Source organism: Dapis purpurea BLCC-M126 (assembly GCF_050015975.1).
Classification (GTDB): Bacteria; Cyanobacteriota; Cyanobacteriia; order Cyanobacteriales; family Microcoleaceae; genus Trichodesmium.
Genome location: NZ_JBNHER010000036.1, coordinates 13,521 through 33,292 on the forward strand (window position 1 = coordinate 13,521; position 19,772 = coordinate 33,292).

Sequence of the window (19,772 nt, forward strand, 5' to 3'; positions counted from 1 at the left end):
TTTTTTTCTTTAAATGTGAGGCTTTAAACCTAATTTTCTAGTAATTAAGGAAGAGAAAAAGATACTGTACCTCATTCATAATAAAAGTGCTATAACTTTTTTGAATTATTCTCGAGCAAAAAAATCATCTTTTTATAAAAGGTAATGGTAAATCGACTGAATAGACGGAAATTTTTAATCAATAACGCCATCGGTATAATCTCAATTTTATTACTCAAAGCTTGCCAGAATCAGAAAAATTTAATATCAAAACAAACTACGGCTGATTTTACCCAGAAAAATGAACCAGAAATCATCAAAGTCGGTATATTACATTCATTCACAGGCACAATGGCAATTAGTGAAAAAAACGTCGTAGATGCCGAATTATTAGCAATTGAAGAAATTAACAAATCAGGAGGTGTATTAGGAAAAATAATCGAACCAGTTATAGAAGATGGAGCTTCAGATTGGCCAATATTTGCTGAAAAAGCAACTAAATTAATCAAGGAAGATAGAGTAGTAACAGTATTTGGTTGTTGGGCATCAGCTAGTAGAAAGGTTGTGTTACCTATATTTGAGTCACAAAACCATTTGCTTTGGTATCCTGTACAATACGAAGGTCAAGAATGTTCTAAAAATATATTTTACACAGGTGCAACACCAAATCAACAGATTGAACCTGCAATTAAATGGCTGTATGAAAATAAGGGTCAAAAATTTTTTTTAATTGGTTCTGACTATATTTTCCCTCGCACAGCCAATGCTATAATTAAAGCCCAAATAGCCAACCTTGGAGGAGAAATATTAGGAGAAAATTATATTCCTCTAGGCGGTAAAGAATTTAAAGCAATTATTGCAGAAATTATAACCAAATTACCCAAGGGTGGTGTGATATTCAATACTCTAAATGGTGACAGTAATATAGCATTTTTCAGAGAATTAAGTGCTGCTGGTTTAAGACCTAATAAATATCCTGTTATGTCTGTAAGTATTGGTGAAGCTGAAATTAAAGAAATAGGCATAGAATATCTCATTGGTCATTATGCAGCCTGGAATTATTTTATGACTGTTGATACTCCAGAAAACCAAAAATTTATACAAAAATTCCAAGACAAATATGGAAATAATCGAGTCATTAATGACCCTATGGAAGCTGCTTATATAATGGTTTATTTGTGGAAGCAAGCAGTTGAAAAAGCAGGTACAGCGAATGATTTAGAAAAAGTACGTCAAGCTGCTTTAGGTCAAACTTTTAATGCACCTGAAGGAAAGGTAAAAATGGAAAATAATCACCATCTTTCCAAATATGTTAGAATTGGTGAAGTTAGAAATGATGGTTTATTTGAAATAATTTTTTCTACACCGGAAACTGTTAAACCAGAACCATTGAATCAGTTATTACCTGAGACTAATGGTAGAATTTGTAACTATAGCGCTACGCGCTAGGGAATAGGGAATAGGGAATAGTAGACTCTCAAAGAGTTTCAGGATTTATAAATGTCAAAAACCTTAATGCGTAACACTAATATTAAGCAAGAAATAAAGTGTCAAGCCCCCGACTTCAAGAGAAGGTAATGAGATCGAGTCATAGATTACTTTTGAGTTGCACATAACGCTATAAGACTACACATTTAGGTCGCGGATATTGGTAAATTATAAAACTCAATCATAACTTTTGACTTTTGACTTTTGACTTTTGACTTGCAAATACTCCTAATAGAATGGTCAAATTTTTGGTCAAGATACTTTACAATCAGCAATATAACTAAGGGAATAAAATAGGATTTAAAACCATTATTGGCTAAATCCAGCCTCAGCTAGGGGCCAGCCTATCAGTTCTCAGTTCTCAGTTCTCAGTACCACTTACTGAAACTGGAGACTTGAAATACTGAAGTTGATCTTTATTCACCCTATCCAATGGGAGGCTATTGACCTTAATTATTTGGTCAAATTAATCCCCTATGTGTAATACTAAAATAGTACAATTTGTAACATCTAACAAGAGAGTTAAATATGGCAAAAGACCTCACTAAATATCGCAACTTCGGCATCTTCGCCCACGTTGACGCGGGCAAAACTACCACAACAGAAAGAATCCTGAAACTAACTGGAAAAATCCATAAAATCGGTGAGGTCCACGAAGGTGCCGCGACAACAGACTTTATGGAACAGGAGCAAGAGCGAGGTATTACGATTCAGTCTGCCGCTACAAGTTGCTTCTGGAAAGATTGCCAATTAAATATTATTGATACCCCTGGCCACGTTGACTTTACAATCGAGGTATATCGTTCTCTCAAGGTACTTGATGGTGGTGTAGGTGTATTCTGTGGCTCTGGTGGTGTAGAACCCCAATCTGAAACAAACTGGCGCTATGCTAATGATTCTAAGGTTTCTCGGATTATCTATGTAAATAAGCTTGATCGAACAGGAGCTGATTTCTACAGAGTTGTCAAGCAAGTTGAAGATATACTCGCCGCCAAGCCATTAGTAATGGTATTACCAATTGGTATTGAAACTGAATTTGTGGGAGTTGTGGATCTACTCACCCGCAAGGCTTGGATCTGGGATGATTCTGGAGACCCAACCAAATATGAGCTTAAAGACGTTCCAGAGAATATGACTGATGATGTCGAGAAATATCGGGAAATGTTGATTGAAACTGCTATTGAGCAAGACGATGATGTAATGGAAAAATATCTGGAAGGAGAAGAGCCAGATATTGACACTCTCAAACGTTGTATTCGTAAGGGAACTAAGGATCTGGCTTTCTTCCCCACCTACTGTGGTTCATCTTTCAAAAATAAGGGCGTGCAGTTGGTACTTGATGCGGTTGTAGATTACTTGCCTAACCCCACTGAAATTAAACCACAACCAGAGATTGATCTAGAGGGTCACGAGACTGGTAAATTTGCCTATGTTGACCCAGAGAAACCTTTGCGTGCTTTGGCCTTCAAGATTATGGACGACAAATATGGTGCTTTGACCTTTACCCGCATCTATTCGGGTACGTTGTCCAAGGGTGACACAATATTGAATACTTTTACAGGCAAGACTGAAAGAGTTGGACGTTTGGTAGAAATGCACGCTGACTCCCGCGAAGAAATTGAATCTGCTCAAGCAGGGGACATTGTTGCTATTGTGGGGATGAAGAATGTACAAACTGGCCATACTCTCTGCGACCCCAAACAACCTGCTACTTTGGAACCGATGGTGTTCCCTGACCCGGTAATTTCTATTGCTGTGGCAGCTAAGGACAAAGGTTCTGTGGAAAAATTGGGCATGGCATTGAGTAAAATGGTTCAGGAAGACCCATCTTTCAGAGTTGAGACAGATGCTGAAAGTAATGAAACCATCATCAAGGGTATGGGTGAATTACATTTGGATATTAAGGTTGATATTCTGAAGCGGACTTATGGGGTAGATGTGGAAGTTGGTAAGCCACAGGTAGCTTATCGCGAATCTATTACTAAGCGCCTTGAAGATAGCTATACTCATAAAAAGCAATCTGGTGGTTCTGGTCAATTTGCTAAGATTGACTATGTGATAGAGCCTTCTGAAACAGGTGATGGCTTCCAGTTTGAGTCAAAGGTGACTGGTGGAAATGTGCCCAGAGAATTTTGGCCTGCTGTGCAAAAAGGCTTTGAGAGTAGCTTTGAAAAGGGTATGTTAGCTGGTTATCCTTGTGTGGATATGAAGTTCACATTGACGGATGGTAGTTATCACCCAGTTGACTCCTCGGCGATCGCTTTTGAAATTGCTGCGAGAGCTGCTTATCGTCAGTCTTTCTCTAAAGCTTCTCCTCAACTACTTGAGCCTATAATGAAGGTTGATGTATTTACTCCTGACGATCATGTTGGTGATGTTATTGGAGATATTAACCGTCGTCGGGGAATGATCAAGTCTCAAGATTCGACGGCAACTGGTGCTCGCATTAAGGCGGATGTGCCTTTGAGTGAGATGTTTGGTTATATTGGCGACTTGCGGACTATGACTTCTGGTAGAGGTCAGTTTTCTATGGAGTTTTCCCATTATGCACCTTGCCCGTCTAATGTAGCGGAAGTGGTAATTAAGGAAGCTAAAGAGCGTCAGGAAGCTAAGGCTAAATAAGCATTTAGCTTTCAACTATTAGCATTCAGCTATTTTTACACTAAAAGCTGAATGCTTAGGTTAATTTGAATAAATACAGGGCGGAGAATTTAAGTATTTTCAGCCCTGTATTTTTTTATTTTTGACAAAGAGAAATAGAGCAAGTTTCATAATAATGCTGAACTTCCCCTTTGATAAAACGGCACAATGTATGGTTTAGAAGAGATATGTTGAATTTTCCACCTACATTTACTGGGTACAATTTTGTAGGAATTCTTAAATTATCTAAATAAATCTAATGCTTTTTGTTGTGATTCAGTAAGTCGAAATATATGACTATATTTTAGCAGGCAGATATTCCCTATTAGTCTTTCCTCTGTGATTTTTCTAGTTATTTTTATGGGTTTCTAAGTATAGCATTACTTTTGGGAAATGGTATAACTCCTCTCGCATCTCGAATGCTCGCACCAATATCCTCATCCGCATATTCTAAATCTCCTTTTGGTATTACTTAATTAATTTAAAAATTCTATACTTGTAAAATATGCAAAACATAGCTACAGGAGTAAGTAGAAGTGTTAAAGATAAAGTGACAGTAGATAAGGTGATAAGCACAGCTCCTAGTTCAATTATTTCCAAAATAATCGAAGCAGTTATTTGAGTTTTATTTTTTTTGCTATGTTTTGCATAAGGTTTAGGTAAACGTTTCTGAGAATTGCTATTATTCATTTTTGTTATTTATTGAAACTACATTTATACCATAAGAGGTGGATACTACCCCAAGGCAAGGGGTGCAATAATTGAGCTATAAATCCCTGACAATAAAGTATTCAGTTGGAGGATAGCTTGGGGGGAACCCAAACCTTTTTTCAACTCGTTAAAATTATTAGTAATTTAAGTTTGGGGTAGGTACAAACTAACCCAAACAACCCAAGCCACTAAAAAAAGAATTAATTGAATTCACAAAACCTATGCCACGAGGAAAAAACAAGGGTGAGAAACCCCTTCAACGAGCAAAAATATTAATCGGATTTCTAATAGATTACAGCAAGACTAATTATGAGCGTGGCAAATTATTCACTGAATGGAGAGATATAGATAGCGATCGCCCTAAGTTATTTGTAGAAACAAATTTAAGAAAGCTTGCCGATCTATTAAATCAAGAAATATCATCTGATTTCAAAAAGGAAAATCTTCAGGACACTATAAGCAACCTAAAAGAATTTAAAATTTTGACAGAACATAGTACACGTAGTCAACAAAGAAAAGGTACTAGAGTTTTGACATTCGCTCTTTGGTTTTATGATAAAAAGCAAAAAAACCTAAAAGAATTAGAGTCCGTTTGGGAGGAACAGAAACGCCAAAAGCAAAACCAAACTAAAAACCCTAATTATAATAATCAAAAACAACAAATTGATATCAAAAATAGAGAATTAGACCCTATTCTGGAAAGAAATATTACAACTTATCTTTCTCAATCATTTAGAAAGGATAGATTTGCAGAATTAGATCAGGCAGGTGATTCAGGAAGAGATGAAGAACGTACTTATCTCCAAAGAGTATTTATCGATCTTTTTCTTAAACCGTGGGATAAAGTAACTACTGAAGTTAGGAAAATATTCACAGGTGAAGATGATTTATTCAGAGACAAAAATTATGTTCCAGCTATGGAATATTTCACAAAAGAAGAAAAAAAGTACAATAAGGTTGTAATTATTGGCGGTCCTGGTCAAGGTAAATCTACTTTAGGGCAACAACTAGCTCAAGTACATAGAGCGAAATATCTAAATACAGAATATGAATTTACCGAAAATATAAAAGTTAAACGCATTCCCTTTCGAGTAGTCTTAAAATATTTTGCTCAATGGTTATCAGATAGAGATAGAAATGAATCTTCTAGTTTAGAAAATTACCTAGCTACAGAAATGGGTAATATCACAAAGAGACTAGAAGAAATATCTGCTGCTACAGTACAAGATATTTTTGAACAGAAAGAATGCCTCTTAATTTTAGATGGATTAGATGAAATTTCAGATGCTCGTTTACAACAACAAATGCTTGAAGAAATTCATACTTTTTTATACTGGGCAGAAAATATAAAAGTTGATTTAAAAGTAGTAGTGACTTCTCGTCCTAATATGTATAAACAACAGTTCAATCCTGAAATATTTCCTCATTTGGAATTCTTGCCACTGGAAAAGGAACAGAGAACAGAATATGCTCAAAAATGGGTAAAAACTAGAGAAATTCTTGATGGAGAACAAACAAGAATAATTGATACACTCAAAGAATGTGAGGACGATGAGAGAATTTCTAGATTGTTAACAACTCCCTTGCAAGTAACTATTATTTTACTGATTATTAAAAATGGTGGCAGACCTCCAGGGGAAAGAGAAACTTTATTTGATGAATACTGGAGAACCATACTAAAGCGAGAAAAAAGTAAGGACAAAGACTTAATTAAGAGTGATGACCAAATTCTGCTTAATGTTCATTCTTACTTGGGTTATTTGTTACATTATCGTGCTGCTTCTAATAGTTCTGATAGTTCTAATATTAATGTTCAGTCTCTTTTACCAGAAGATGAATTTAGAGCAGCAATTAAGAAAGTATTACGAAAAAACGACGACTATTCACCCGATGAAGACATTAATAATAAAGTCCGGGAATTTGTGAAAGATGCTAAAGATAGATTGGTTTTGATTGTTGAACCACAACCAGGACTATTTGGTTTTGAACTTAGGTCTTTTCAAGAGTTTTTTGCTGCTGTCTATTTATTCAAAAATGGCGATCGATTTGAGAATTTGAGGGAAAAAATTGCAGCAATTGATTCAGAACATTGGCGATATGTTTCCTTATTTTTAGCTGGTAGAATTGTTAGAGAATTAGGAGAAGAATCTGAGAAAATTTTGAGAGAAGTTTGCCGTCCCCTAGACCGACCTGTAGAAGATAAAAATAATAATCAAAATCATTTTTTAAGACCTGGTGCTTGGTTTGCTTTAGAGGTAGTAGCTGATGGTTCTTTAAGTAAATCACAATATCGTAATATCCAATATGATTTAATTGATTATGGTTTAGAAGTTTTAGATACAGGACTTACACGCAAGCAAGTTTCTCAGCTAATTTATTATACAAAACAGCTATCTCAATCAGATAAAAATGATCTTTTACGGAGAATTTTAGAAAGTAAATTTAACGGTAAAAATTTTCCAGAGAGTTGTTGGGAAAATGCGTTGAATATTTATGGTGAATATTTTCCACAAGAAGATTTTCTCAAAGAAAAAGTAGATCAACTTTTTGAGACTGAAAAAAAGAACCTAATTTTATCTGCTTTCAACATTGCTTTATTAGATATATCTGACCCTCCATGGATAGCAAAACGTTTAGAAAATTATTGGTCATACTGGATAGAGAATAAAGATATAGTAGTTAAAAAATTTTTGTTTACAGGTAACGACAATGAACTATTAAAGTGCTGGTCACTTTCTAAAAGTCAAGCTCAAGAACTTGCAGAGGTAATGATTAAAAATTGGGAACTTTATTCACATTATTGTCATTTTGATTATTCAAAAGAATTAAACTGGGAATTTACACAACCTCAAACATTGGCAGACCAATTAATTTTATTGTTAAAAGTTTTGCAAATAATGCAAATAATAGATAAATATTATTTGCATTTAGATCTTGAAGTCGATGCTCTTTATGGTTTACCCGATAAATTTGATATATTAATCGAACCAATTAATACTTCATACACTTCAGATATTCCTAGTGACACAATAGATAGCGTTGCTCAACTATTAGAAAATAATGATTTGATTTTACCACTCAAGCTAACCCTTTGGATGTTTTTTTGGTCGTTTAATCAACCAGAGAAAAAAAATATAGAGTTATTTGGGAATTTTCTCAACGATAATCCAACTTTACCAGACTATTTTGATGAATTATTGTCTATTTCAGGTCTAAAATATTCTTGGCCTCTATTAACCTTAGCAATCGAAGCAAAGACTAATCAACAAGGTACATTCGCCAATTCTTTAGATTATTTGGATGCCTCTACTCAAATATCTATTGCTAAAGAAATAGAGAAAGGAATTAGAGAATTTTTAGATAAAGCTGATGATCAAGACAAACAACGATTTGTTATTGCCTTACAAACATCAATAGGATTAGATGAGTTTTTTCCTCAACTAAAACTAATTTATACTGCTAGAAAAATAGGAGTTAAACTGGATGAATTAGTAGGAACATATCTCACATTAGGCTCAATGTATTCAGGACTAGAATATGCTCCAGAGCAACTAATAAAAATGCTAACTACTATTAAACAAGCAATACAAAACAGAAAAAAGCTATATGACTATTTCGGGATCAAATATGTATTTGAAGGTATTTGGTCATCTTCTTTAGAAGTTATAGACTATGGACGTCAAATTCTTGAATTATTTCTTGAGAAGTATTCTGAATCTTACTCTTTTCCTCCTGCTGGTTTAGGGATAGCTTTATTCCTAAAGCTGCTTGAATATGATCCTAGCATTTTAGATTTAGCACCTAATTTGTTTACTAAATTGTCACTAGATAAACTAATCACAGTAGACATATATCAACCACTAGATAATCCAATGAAAGGACGCATAGTAGAGATATATGAATTTTTTATTCGACCTGATGAAGAATATATTTCTCGATTTACATCATTGCTGACTCATAGCAATAAATTAGTTCGTGCTGGTAGTACATTGATTTTCAATGTAATAAGAGATTCACCTTATTTTTCAAGGGAAAAAGAAAGAAAATTGTTTTCAGATATTCCTATAGATTTCAGTTTAGGAATAGAGTTTATTTACGAAGAAGATACGAAAAATCGTTTAGTTGGTATAAAACTTCTATCTTTGTCAGATTATCGTATTGAAGAGAAGCAATATCAAAATTTGATTTGGAATAATTTACAAAACCCAAAAACAGAAGCAGAAGAAGAAGCTTGGAATAAGTTTCTCAAGGAAATTCCAATAGATTCAGAAAAGCATTTGATGTGGCGTACATTACTAGAAGAGATTTTGAGAAAACCTGCTGTTTATAGTAGTTTAGTATTAAGAATAGCAATGGAACGATACCTTGAAATTGTTGGTAATAGTTAAGCTTATTAACCAATACTATTATTCATTCTTTAATCTAACTTGTAACTGCTAAAAATTTAATAACTTATATCATTTCTCAAAAATAATCCTATACTTAATACTGCTATTATATATATGTAATAAAATTAGTTATTTATATATGCAATACTGCTGTTGAAGCTAAGAAAGAAAATCTCAATTTAGGATTAGGTCAATGTATAGCAGAAATGATAGCTGCTAGAATATTTAACCAAAAAGAAGGCAACAATATCAGCACAATTTATGGAGCCATTACATCAGGAAATAACTGGCGATTCTTGAAATTAGAAGGGGAAAATATTATTATAGATTTAACCGAATATTACCTGAATCAAATTAATCTAATTATGGGAATATTAACAGCTAGTATAATTTCTTAAATTGGAGACCAAACCCCTATAGTTTTTTCATAAATCATTTACGATTTCTATAGATAACTAAATTTTTTTTCCTTCTTCCTTCATAAAATGACTAAAACTTCTATCAAACCTGCTCTAATAACTAAAGTAATACCCGACTCGATCGCTGCCGAAATTGGTTTTGAACCTGGAGATACGATCGCCTCTATCAATGGACAAAAACCACGAGACCTGATCGACTATCAATATATTTGCGCTGACGAATACCTAGAAATAGAAGTCATCGACGCTAAAGGTAAAACCCACAATATTGAAATAGAAAAAGACTACGACGAAGACCTGGGGTTAGAATTTTCTAGTGCCCTTTTTGATGGTCTAATTCAATGTAACAACCGTTGTCCGTTTTGCTTCATCGATCAACAACCACCAGGTAAACGAGACACTCTATATTTAAAAGATGATGACTATCGTCTTAGTTTCCTCTACGGTTCCTACCTAACTCTGACTAACCTCACACAACGGGAATGGGAAAGAATTGAACAAATGCGACTTTCGCCTCTCTATGTTTCTGTTCATGCTACCGAACCGGAATTACGATCGCGCCTCTTGAAAAACTCCCGCGCTGGTAAAATACTCGAACAAATTCACTGGTTTCAAGAGCGACGACTGCAAATACACGCTCAAGTTGTAGTTTGCCCAGGAATTAATGATGGCATTCATCTGGAACGTACATTATTAGATTTGGCAAAATTTCATACTGGGGAAATACCTGCAGTAGCATCCGTAGCAGTTGTACCAGCGGGGTTGACTCGTTTTCGCCCTACAGAAGATGAACTAATACCCGTCACTACGGCAAAAGCAGAAGAAGTCATAGACCAAGTACAGGAAATTCAGACCAAACTCAGACAAAAATCTGGGACTAATTGTATCTGGTTAGCTGACGAATGGTTTTTAATTGGCCGTCGAGAATTGCCCCCTGCTTCAGAATATGAAGATTATCCTCAAATTGGCAATGGTGTTGGTTCAATCCGTCAGTTCATATCACAATTTGAAACTTATGTCAAAGAAATTTTAGAACAAGACATTTGCTTAAGCACCCAAAGAAAATTAACTTGGGTAGTAGGGAATGCAGTTGAGAAAGCATTTGTAGCGATCGCCAATCAACTAAATCAAATTGAAGGATTGGAAGTAAATATGGTAGCCTTATCTAGCAATTATTGGGGACAAGAGATCACTGTAACTGGACTATTAACAGGCCAAGACTTGTTAGAAGGCTTGCAGGGACGAGACTTAGGAGAAGGAATTTTGTTACCTTCGGTAATGCTCAAACAAGGGGATAATCTATTTTTAGATGATATGACCCTTGAAGAGTTAGCAGCCCAACTCAAGACAAATATTTGGCCAGTTGCCGGAGTAGAAGAACTAATATTAGCTGCTATCGGCGATCGCTGAGTTAACAAACAAGAAGTTAAGGTTATAGGAAAATCCCTAATTTTTCACTAATTAACTAATTAATTTAACTTTTCACCTTTGATTTTAGTAAAGCAATAAACCCATTAGTTTAAAATATCTGTTGGACTTGGAGACTAATAAAAAAATCCATGAGTGTTTTTCGTAATATTGTAGTAGTAGGAGTGATTGGAGCAGTTATTTCAAATGCAGGCCAGGGGTCTTCAGCCCCACTACCTATGCATTCCCAAAGTAATACTCCTGAAAATTCGATTTTAGACCCAGGAGAGGTCAAAGAAAAATCTGTTGAAGTGAAAGAAACTCAAGGAGTAAAGTCAGATATTAACTCTTTGGAGAAAGTTACTCAACTGAGACCTCAAGGTAGTTTATTAGAAAAGTTAAAGTTAAATTCTTTTGGTACAAAAGTACCATCAAACAGAAACTCAGAAGTGAATATCAATAAACAACTACCTGAGTCAAAAGCTAATAAAGAGATAATTTCCGCATTAAAAAAACTCGAAAATATATATAAAAATACAGGTAGTTTATTAGTAGAATTAAAATCTCATAGAAAAGAAGAAAATATTTCTCCTTCAGATTTACAATTTAAACAAAGTATTAATCCTAGTTTTGCAGCTAACAAGAATCAAAAATTTAGAACAGAGTCAAAAATTTTATCAGAATTAGGCAAATCTGATGGCAGTTTATTAGACTTACTAGAGTCGAAATCGGAAAATTCTCAGGTAGAAACAGAAATTAATCCACCAGTAGAAACTAGCTTTAAACAATCAATTATTCTGGGGGATAAAGATAGTCAAAAATTCAATCCCGATTCAAAAAAATTAGCAGACCTCAGCAACAAATCTAATTCTAGTTTATTAAATTTGCTAGAGTCAAAGTCGGAAAATTCTCAGGTAGAAACTAAAATTAATCCACCAATAGAAACTAGCTTTAAACAATCAATTATTCTGGGGGATAAAGATAGTGAAAAATTCAATCCCGATTCAAAAAAATTAGCAGATCTCAGCAATAAATCTAATTCTAGTTTATTAAATTTGCTAGAGTCGAAATCGGAAAATTCTCAGATAGAAACTCAAATTAATCCACCAGTAGAAACTAGCTTTAAACAATCAATTATTCTGGGGGATAAAGATAGTGAAAAATTCAATCCCGATTCAAAAAAATTAGCAGATCTCAGCAATAAATCTAATTCTAGTTTATTAAATTTGCTAGAGTCGAAATCGGAAAATTCTCAGATAGAAACTCAAATTAATCCACCAGTAGAAACTAGCTTTAAACAATCAATTATTCTGGGGGATAAAGATAGTGAAAAATTCAATCCCGATTCAAAAAAATTAGCAGATCTCAGCAATAAATCTAATTCTAGTTTATTAAATTTGCTAGAGTCGAAATCGGAAAATTCTCAGATAGAAACTCAAATTAATCCACCAGTAGAAACTAGCTTTAAACAATCAATTATTCTGGGGGATAAAGATAGTGAAAAATTCAATTCCGACTCGAAAAAATTAGCAGACATCGGCAAATCTAATTCTAGTTTATTAAATTTGCTAGAGTCGAAATCGGAAACAGAAAATCATCAAATTGAAACAGCAAAAATCCAGACAAACTTAAAGTCATCAACACCAGAAAATCAGAATCAAAAAAACGAAAGAAATCCAATCCTAGGAAACTCTTACCAAGTAATGACCAGTATCAATCGTGCCCCGACGATGGCAACAATTAATGATTTATCTCAGATTGAAACCCAGGCATCCGTATTAAATAATCCGCAAAAACGTAACAATTATCCAATTAGATTACCAGGGAGAACCAATCAAAGCATAGTATCAACTATTCAGCGTCCACCTACTTTTGGTAATACTTCAAAACAGCAAAATTCTGTTCAAATAATGACAGGTCTCAATCCAACTTCAACTATGAATACTGTTCCTAATTTAGCCAGGGTTGAGAATCAAAAACATTCATCAAATAATAGTAGCTTAATTATTGCTCAACAAAATAGTGAAAGTTTTCCTCCACCAGTGCCAAATGGAACCTTACAAACAAATCCTCCACCTCAAATTGAACCAAATTCTAACCCACTAAACTTTCCCATTTCTCCTGATGAAGTGCAGATAAAAGAAACAATACCAATTACTTTAGAGCAAGCTATTGATTTAGCCCGACGTAATAACCCAGAAATCCAAGTTTCTCAACTAGAAGTTGAGAGAACTAAAGCGAGTCTGCGAGAAGCTCAAGCTGCTTTGTGGCCTAGCCTTACTTTTGACTCAACTATACAACGTACAGAAAGTGCTATTGGTGATTTGCAAGGAAAAGCTAATCAACGGCGAGCTGAATCACTAGGACAGGAAGTCCAAGACACTGACATTCAAAATTTCCCTACCACAACTTTTGATAATATATTTCAATTTGATTATGACCTTGGTCTTGGTAAAGCTCGTTCTTCCAGGATTGGAGTTGCTAGAGAACAAATGCGTCTACAGGAGTTAGAACTAGAGAGGGTTTCAGAACAATTGCGCTTGGATGTATCTGATGATTACTATAATTTACAACAAGCAGATGGACGAGTCAGAATTGGAGAAGCTGCTGTTAAAAATGCTCGTAAAAGTTTGGAAGATGCAGAAGCTTTAGAAAGAGCAGGAGTAGGAACTAGATTTGATGTGTTGCAAGCTCAGGTAACATTATCCAATGAACAACAAAACCTGACAAATGCACTTCGAGACCAACGTACTTCCCAACGTCGTTTAGCAGAAAGATTAAGTGCCAATGAGTTGATCAATTTGACGGCTGCCGATCCAATTGAGCCAGCAGGATCTTGGCTTCTATCTTTGGATGAAACAATTGTGGCAGCTTTTCAGAATCGAGCCGAATTAGAACAGCAGTTGGTGCAAAGAGACTTAAGTGATGAGCAGCGAAAATTAGCTCTCTCTGCAGTCAGACCAAACTTGAACTTTTTTGCTACTTACAATGTCCTTGCATTAACTACTGAGAACCAGGATTTTCGAGCAGCTAGGGGTTGGGCTGATGGTAGTACAATAGGATTAAGGTTTAGATGGAATTTCTTTGATGGTGGTGCAGCAAGGGCTGCTGCCAGACAAAGTATAATAGATGGACAGATTGCAGAAACTAGGTTTGAGCAAGTTAGAAATCAGATTCGTCGGGAAGTGGAGGAATCTTTCTTTGGTTTGGAAGCTAGCTTTGAAAATATTTCTACTGCTGAGTTGGGTGTGGAACAGGCTAAGGAAGCTTTACGTTTGGCGAGATTACGATTTCAAGCTGGTGTGGGAACTCAGTTAGAAGTTATTCAACAGGAAACAGATTTGACTAGAGCTGAGGATAATTTGTTAACTGCAATTATTGACTATAATCGCTCTTTGTCAGAACTACAACGATCTGTTAGTAATCTTCCTGGTGAGAACTTGTCAGCTGCTCCTTAGAGGGCAGGGCTGTTTCATTCGTCAAATAAATAATTGATTATTTATGAGAATTGGGGACATCATTACCGGAATTTGGGGAAAAGTTAGGAAAAACGGAGGATTTTTCGGGTTGGAGGCAGGGAAAAGCTCCCTGCATAATCTTGGTCAAATCAACGGAATTTATGAAAAATCACAGATTATCCTCAAAATAATTTTGAGATAAATTTGGGGATAATCTTGGGGTTTAGGGTGGGAAATTCTCCCCTGCTCCCCTGCTCCGCTGATCCCTGCTCCCCCGCTCCCTCACTCCCCCACTACACTAATATTTTTCCTATAGTTTAAGGTTGTGTAAACCAGGGCAGTAAGTTAAAGTCCTTAATATTAGTTAATATTTTATTACAATAAATTAATAATTCATCATGGCCAACATTAAGTTTGAAAACGAAAATCAGGAAGTAATTGCTGCTGATGGAGCCAACTTAAGGCTCAAAGCTCTAGAAAATCGTATTGACCTTTATACCTTTACAGCCAAAATGATGAATTGTGGTGGCTATGGACAATGTGGTACCTGTGTAGTAGAAATTGTTGAAGGTATAGAAAATCTTTCACCCCGTACTCCCGTGGAAGAAAAAAAGTTGAAAAAGAGGTCCCCCAATTGTAGATTAGCTTGTCAGACCCTAGTTAATGGTCCTGTGGTTGTCAAAACAAAACCAAAACGCAAATAATGATATTCTTGTTTTGTGGTATTTAAACTCAAGGTGGGTAATCATGGAAGTTAATAATTTAGGGTTTGTAGCAACCATTTTGTTCATATTTGTGCCAGCTGTTTTTTTAATCATTTTGTATATTCAAACTGGCAACAACGAAAGCTAAAAATTTAGCATTTCCCAAAAAAAGTAGGAGCGGAATTTTTATGTTACGCTCCTACTTTTATCAGTTATCAGTACCTCTAAATGAAATCACAGGCTTGAAATACTGAAGTTTATTTTTTTACGCCTTAAAAGGGGCAGAAGACCTAATTTTTGGGTCAGAAATGACTTTTAACTTTTGACTTGTGGGTAGCGCTCTTTAGCGGACCAACAATACAGGACAATTCGCATAAACCCGTACATAATCTGATAAAGAACTTCCTAATAGTCTATCGAGGTCTACAAGACTCTTAGCACTTGATGGACGGCGATCGGGAGAACCCAATATTAATAGATCCGCATTCAATTCCTGGGAAATTTTACAAATTTCTGGCCCAGGTTTACCACTGCCACTCACACAGCGATATTTTTGAATACCCTTTGTTTTCGCTTCTTTTAAAGCTTCAGCTATAACTGGATCTTTTTCGGCATCAGCAGTATAATCTTGACTTGATTTTCCACTGACATCCTTCTTCAAATGACTCAAAATTAATTCTCCCCCAGGAATTTGATTCACTAAGGAAATACTCATGTTTAGAGAATTTTTCCCTTCTTTTGATGGGTCTAGGGCGACCATTACACGCCTGATTTTTTTGACATAGACATCATCTTTTACCAGTAGCATCGGATGGGAAGTTAACTGGAAAACATATTGACTAACGGAATTTTCCAGAATGGCTTGCAATTTACCCAATCCTCGAGAACCCATAATAATGAGTTCAGATTCTTCTTCATCAGCCACTTGACAAACAATATCTTTAGGGTCTCCTTGCTTAAGTCGAGGATTAACTTTTTTTGGATCTACCTTTAAAGACTCCACGGCCTCTGCCAGAATTTTCCCACCTGTTTCTAACTTCGCGGACATACCTTCTGCACTTGCTTGAGGGGGTACAACGTGCAATACAGTCACAGATGCTGCTTGAAAATAGGGAATCTCCATCAACATATTGAGCATCTGTTCACATAGTCCCCGACCAGCAACTGCTACCAAAATTTTGTTTATCATATCTTAAAGTTAAGCGAATCAGATAATAATAGTCTTGTAAACTAGCATAAATCCCTAATGGCAATGGTAAGTTTTAGAAATGTAGAGTTTTAGAAATTTTTGTAAAGTGGCCTCATCAGAACAATCTCAACCTCAGTTACCTACAAGTGCAATTGAAAGTCAATCTATTCAAAAACCGGAAGTCTGGTTTGAATATGTAGTTAGGGTTCATCCCCATCATACAGACTATGCTGGTATTGTTTGGCATGGAACTTATATTTCCTGGATGGAGGAGGCGCGAGTCGAAAGTTTGCGTTCTATTGGTATTGAATTTGCTGAGTTGGTTAATCTTGGTTGTGATTTACCGGTAGTCGAACTTTCGGCACGTTACCATAAACCTGTAAAGTTGGGTATGGTAGTTATGGTCAAGAGCCGTATGGTAAATATTCAAGGGGTAAAGTTGGATTGGGATTACCAAATTCAATCTTTGGATGGTAAAGAATTATATGTTACTGCAAAAGTTACATTAGTAACTGTTGACAAAGAGAAAGGGAAAATTATGCGTCGTTTACCTCCACCTATAGAAGCAATTTTGACAAAGCTTTCGACATAATTTTTGTTATTAACTATTAGACATCTCCAAAAATAAAAAATAGAATCAATTCTTATCCATATAATGATCAATTACTCCCCCCTGTTCCCTCTTTTCTGGAGATGTCTAATATTTATGATTATTATTCATCTAGAAAGATACTTTTATTGAACTATAATTCCCAGACAAATTGCCTGGGAAATAATGGCAGGTGTAATCTAAACTAAAACAGCAGAAACAAGCTCATTTGCTATATCAAAATTAGCTGTGACATTCTGTACATCATCCAGGTCATCAAGAGCATTCATTAACTTGAGGAGCGATCGCGCTTGATCTGGATCGCTCACCTCAACAGTATTACTAGAAATCCACCGAAACTCTACCTCATCGACATCAAAACCTTTTTTTCGTAATACCTGAGTGAGATTTTCCAAATTAGTAGTTTCAGTAAATACCTCTGCACCGTGAAAATCATCTTCCGAAATCATTTCATAATATTCTGCTTCCCCTTCCACAGATGCTTCCAATAATTCATCTTCATCAACAGACCCCTTAATAGTCACCACACCCTTGTGGTCAAACATCCAACTGACACAACCAGTCTCACCTAAATTACCCGAATTTTTAGTAAACGCACTTCTCAGGTCTGCCGCTGTGCGGTTACGATTATCTGTTAGTGCTTCAATTAGAATCGCTATACCTCCGGCACCATAACCCTCATAACGAATCTCCTCCAGTTGACTTCCATCATTTAACTGCCCTGAACCTTTAGCGATCGCCCGTTCAATATTATCATTAGGAATACCTGCTTCTTTTGCCTTATCTATAGCCGTGCGTAACTGAAAATTACCAGCGGGGTCAGCACCACTACGAGCAGCAACAATAATTTGCCGAGATACTTTAGCGAAAACTTTGCCTTTAACAGCATCAACTCTTGCTTTTTGGCGTTTAATATTTGCCCACTTACTATGTCCTGCCATAAAATCAAATTAAAAAATACATCCTCACTTCAGCAATTCTGATAACTATTCACAGGCAAAAAAACCTATTAAATAGTTACTAAATTGTTATACAGTAATATATTACTGCTTTTGATTGTGTGCTTTGAAATCAACCCCCTAACAGGTTGATAACTGATAAAATACCACTCAAAACTTATTACACTTTTTTTCAATTGGGTTGGGGTTTAAACAAACCTGACAGTAGTTTCTTTATTCTCTAGATGAGAAGTATCCCCATCTAATTCCATTACCCATTGTTCTTCTTTACCGACAATTTTCACTAAACAACAAAGAGAAGCCTTAACTCCATTCTCAGCAATTTCACCAACTAATCCCGCAGCAGTACCAATAACTGAAGCACCATGTCCTATCAATAAAATATTTTCTGTGGGAAACTGTGCCACCAAACGCTGAGAAACTTCTCCACTTCTCTTCATACAAGCTTTCCAGGTTTCTGGATATTGAGGAGTACCTGCATTGTAAGAAAGATCGATTCTACTATAAGTTTTGGCCATAGTTTCTAGACATAGAGTTTCTGGCATAGCAGGCATCCATTCTGGATTCAACCATTCACACAAACCCCAATCTAATTTAATGGGTAAATTAAGAACTTCTGCTACTTCATTGGCAGTTTGTACAGTTCGCAGAAAGGGAGAGGCAAAAATCTGGGTGATATTTTCCCCGATTAAACGCTTTGCTAGTTGTTGTGCTTGAAAGATTCCATCGTCTGAAAGATGGGGATCGTATGGTCTTTCCGCAGTATTAAACCATTCAGGATTAACAAAGTCGATGCGGTTTCCGTGCCTTGCGATCCATATTGTTTGTTGGGACATAAATTCATCTGTTGCAGATTGCCACCTTAATATATAGCAATTAGGACATCCTAGAGAAGTGAATTCCCAAAAAATGGCCATAAAATATGCTATCCCTTTACCAAAAATTTATTAAACTACTGATTATCTTTACCAAATCTTTATATAAAATCATGATAATAGCTGCTAGTATATGAAGTATAGATAAATAAAAAAATTAAGTCTTCACCGAATATATTTAATTATTTATTGTATTGTTTTGTGTGTTGTAATTTAGCTCAGGCTTCCTCTAGAAGAGGGAGGCTGTTTTTTTTTGCTATGATTATTATGATTTGGCGAATTTGCTGTACCTTTACCGAAACTTCATCAAACTACTGACTATCTTTACCAAATCTTTATATAAAATTACGGAAATCGCTGTTAGTATATAAGGTATAGATAAATAAAAAAATTAAGTCTTCACAGAATATATTTAATTATTTATTGTATTGGTTTGTGTGTTGTAATTTAGCTAAGGCTTCCTCTCAAAGAGGGGAGCTGTTTTTTTTTGCTATGACTATGATTTATGATGTAGCAAATTTGTTGGTGGAGATTACTGATTTAATATATAGCAATTAGGACATCTCAGAGACCTAAATTATGATCCAAATGGCCACAAATACCCTGTACGTTTACCAAAACTTCATCAAATTACTGACTATCTTTACCAAATATTCATATAAAATTACGGAAATCGCTGTTAGTATATAAGGTATAGATAAATAAAAAAATTAAGTCTTCACGGAATATATTTAATTATTTATTGTATTGGTTTGTGTGTTGTAATTTAGCTTAGGCTTCCTCTAGAAGAGGGGGCTATTTTTTTTGGTCTCTGGCTATTATGGTTTAACGAATTTGCTGTGGCTTTACCAAAAATTCATCAAACTACTGACTATCTTTACCAAATCTTTATATAAAATTACGGAAATCGCTGTTAGTATATAAGGTATAGATAAATAAAAAAAT

13 protein-coding genes are annotated in these 19,772 nt (G+C 35.3%); 9 read left to right on the forward strand and 4 right to left on the reverse strand.

Annotated elements, in window-relative coordinates; all coding sequences use genetic code 11:
• The first annotated feature begins 144 nt into the window (after nucleotides 1–144).
• Nucleotides 145–1,428, forward strand: a complete 1,284-nt coding sequence (urtA, locus tag ACP6PL_RS04040) for an urea ABC transporter substrate-binding protein (protein ID WP_426542799.1) — start codon at nucleotides 145–147, stop codon at nucleotides 1,426–1,428.
• Nucleotides 1,429–1,995: 567 nt separating this feature from the next.
• Nucleotides 1,996–4,089, forward strand: coding sequence for an elongation factor G (fusA, locus tag ACP6PL_RS04045; RefSeq protein WP_426542801.1), 2,094 nt, complete (start codon nucleotides 1,996–1,998; stop codon nucleotides 4,087–4,089).
• A gap of 486 nt (nucleotides 4,090–4,575) precedes the next feature.
• Here the strand turns inward: fusA and ACP6PL_RS04050 are convergent, their stop codons facing one another.
• Nucleotides 4,576–4,797: a hypothetical protein gene (locus tag ACP6PL_RS04050; protein WP_426542803.1), complete on the reverse strand. Its 222-nt coding sequence runs from the start codon at nucleotides 4,795–4,797 to the stop codon at nucleotides 4,576–4,578.
• 242 nt (nucleotides 4,798–5,039) lie between these two features.
• Between ACP6PL_RS04050 and ACP6PL_RS04055 the strand changes: the two genes are divergently transcribed.
• From ACP6PL_RS04055 to psbM, 6 genes are all read left to right on the forward strand, one after another.
• Nucleotides 5,040–9,206: an NACHT domain-containing protein gene (locus ACP6PL_RS04055; protein ID WP_426542805.1), complete on the forward strand. Its 4,167-nt coding sequence runs from the start codon at nucleotides 5,040–5,042 to the stop codon at nucleotides 9,204–9,206.
• Nucleotides 9,207–9,412: 206 nt separating this feature from the next.
• Nucleotides 9,413–9,604: a hypothetical protein gene (locus ACP6PL_RS04060; protein ID WP_426542807.1), complete on the forward strand. Its 192-nt coding sequence runs from the start codon at nucleotides 9,413–9,415 to the stop codon at nucleotides 9,602–9,604.
• An 87-nt stretch (nucleotides 9,605–9,691) separates the two neighbouring features.
• Complete coding sequence (locus ACP6PL_RS04065) at nucleotides 9,692–11,035, forward strand: TIGR03279 family radical SAM protein (RefSeq protein WP_426542809.1); 1,344 nt, start codon at nucleotides 9,692–9,694, stop codon at nucleotides 11,033–11,035.
• Between the two features lie 149 nt (nucleotides 11,036–11,184).
• Entirely contained in the window at nucleotides 11,185–14,490 is a 3,306-nt protein-coding gene (locus tag ACP6PL_RS04070) for a TolC family protein (protein ID WP_426542811.1), read from the forward strand.
• A gap of 398 nt (nucleotides 14,491–14,888) precedes the next feature.
• The gene (locus tag ACP6PL_RS04075; protein ID WP_426542813.1) at nucleotides 14,889–15,194 is read left to right on the forward strand and encodes a 2Fe-2S iron-sulfur cluster-binding protein; all 306 of its coding nucleotides are present in this window, start codon (nucleotides 14,889–14,891) and stop codon (nucleotides 15,192–15,194) included.
• A gap of 43 nt (nucleotides 15,195–15,237) precedes the next feature.
• Complete coding sequence (psbM, locus tag ACP6PL_RS04080) at nucleotides 15,238–15,342, forward strand: photosystem II reaction center protein PsbM (RefSeq protein ID WP_094672641.1); 105 nt, start codon at nucleotides 15,238–15,240, stop codon at nucleotides 15,340–15,342.
• 195 nt (nucleotides 15,343–15,537) lie between these two features.
• On the opposite strand, the gene ACP6PL_RS04085 is transcribed toward psbM, so the two are convergent.
• Complete coding sequence (locus ACP6PL_RS04085; protein ID WP_426542815.1) at nucleotides 15,538–16,383, reverse strand: universal stress protein; 846 nt, start codon at nucleotides 16,381–16,383, stop codon at nucleotides 15,538–15,540.
• Between the two features lie 106 nt (nucleotides 16,384–16,489).
• Here ACP6PL_RS04085 and ACP6PL_RS04090 point away from each other — a divergent pair, with 106 nt between their 5' ends.
• Nucleotides 16,490–16,975 (forward strand): acyl-CoA thioesterase, encoded by a 486-nt coding sequence (locus tag ACP6PL_RS04090; protein ID WP_426542817.1) that lies wholly within the window; start codon nucleotides 16,490–16,492, stop codon nucleotides 16,973–16,975.
• 197 nt (nucleotides 16,976–17,172) lie between these two features.
• Here ACP6PL_RS04090 and ACP6PL_RS04095 read toward each other — a convergent pair whose 3' ends face one another.
• Together ACP6PL_RS04095 and ACP6PL_RS04100 are read right to left on the reverse strand one after the other, a co-directional pair.
• Entirely contained in the window at nucleotides 17,173–17,934 is a 762-nt protein-coding gene (locus ACP6PL_RS04095; RefSeq protein WP_426542819.1) for a YebC/PmpR family DNA-binding transcriptional regulator, read from the reverse strand.
• Nucleotides 17,935–18,140: 206 nt separating this feature from the next.
• Nucleotides 18,141–18,788, reverse strand: coding sequence for a histidine phosphatase family protein (locus ACP6PL_RS04100; RefSeq protein WP_426542852.1), 648 nt, complete (start codon nucleotides 18,786–18,788; stop codon nucleotides 18,141–18,143).
• Nucleotides 18,789–19,772 lie beyond the last annotated feature (984 nt).

Coding starts and splice junctions, on each gene's coding strand:
- ACP6PL_RS04085 (WP_426542815.1), bottom strand. CDS start 16,383: ATGATAAACAAAATTTTGGTAGCAGTTGCTGGTCGGGGACTATGTGAA.
- ACP6PL_RS04060 (WP_426542807.1), top strand. CDS start 9,413: ATGATAGCTGCTAGAATATTTAACCAAAAAGAAGGCAACAATATCAGC.
- ACP6PL_RS04075 (WP_426542813.1), top strand. CDS start 14,889: ATGGCCAACATTAAGTTTGAAAACGAAAATCAGGAAGTAATTGCTGCT.
- ACP6PL_RS04100 (WP_426542852.1), bottom strand. CDS start 18,788: ATGTCCCAACAAACAATATGGATCGCAAGGCACGGAAACCGCATCGAC.
- urtA (WP_426542799.1), top strand. CDS start 145: ATGGTAAATCGACTGAATAGACGGAAATTTTTAATCAATAACGCCATC.
- ACP6PL_RS04055 (WP_426542805.1), top strand. CDS start 5,040: ATGCCACGAGGAAAAAACAAGGGTGAGAAACCCCTTCAACGAGCAAAA.
- fusA (WP_426542801.1), top strand. CDS start 1,996: ATGGCAAAAGACCTCACTAAATATCGCAACTTCGGCATCTTCGCCCAC.
- ACP6PL_RS04065 (WP_426542809.1), top strand. CDS start 9,692: ATGACTAAAACTTCTATCAAACCTGCTCTAATAACTAAAGTAATACCC.
- ACP6PL_RS04070 (WP_426542811.1), top strand. CDS start 11,185: ATGAGTGTTTTTCGTAATATTGTAGTAGTAGGAGTGATTGGAGCAGTT.
- psbM (WP_094672641.1), top strand. CDS start 15,238: ATGGAAGTTAATAATTTAGGGTTTGTAGCAACCATTTTGTTCATATTT.
- ACP6PL_RS04095 (WP_426542819.1), bottom strand. CDS start 17,934: ATGGCAGGACATAGTAAGTGGGCAAATATTAAACGCCAAAAAGCAAGA.
- ACP6PL_RS04050 (WP_426542803.1), bottom strand. CDS start 4,797: ATGAATAATAGCAATTCTCAGAAACGTTTACCTAAACCTTATGCAAAA.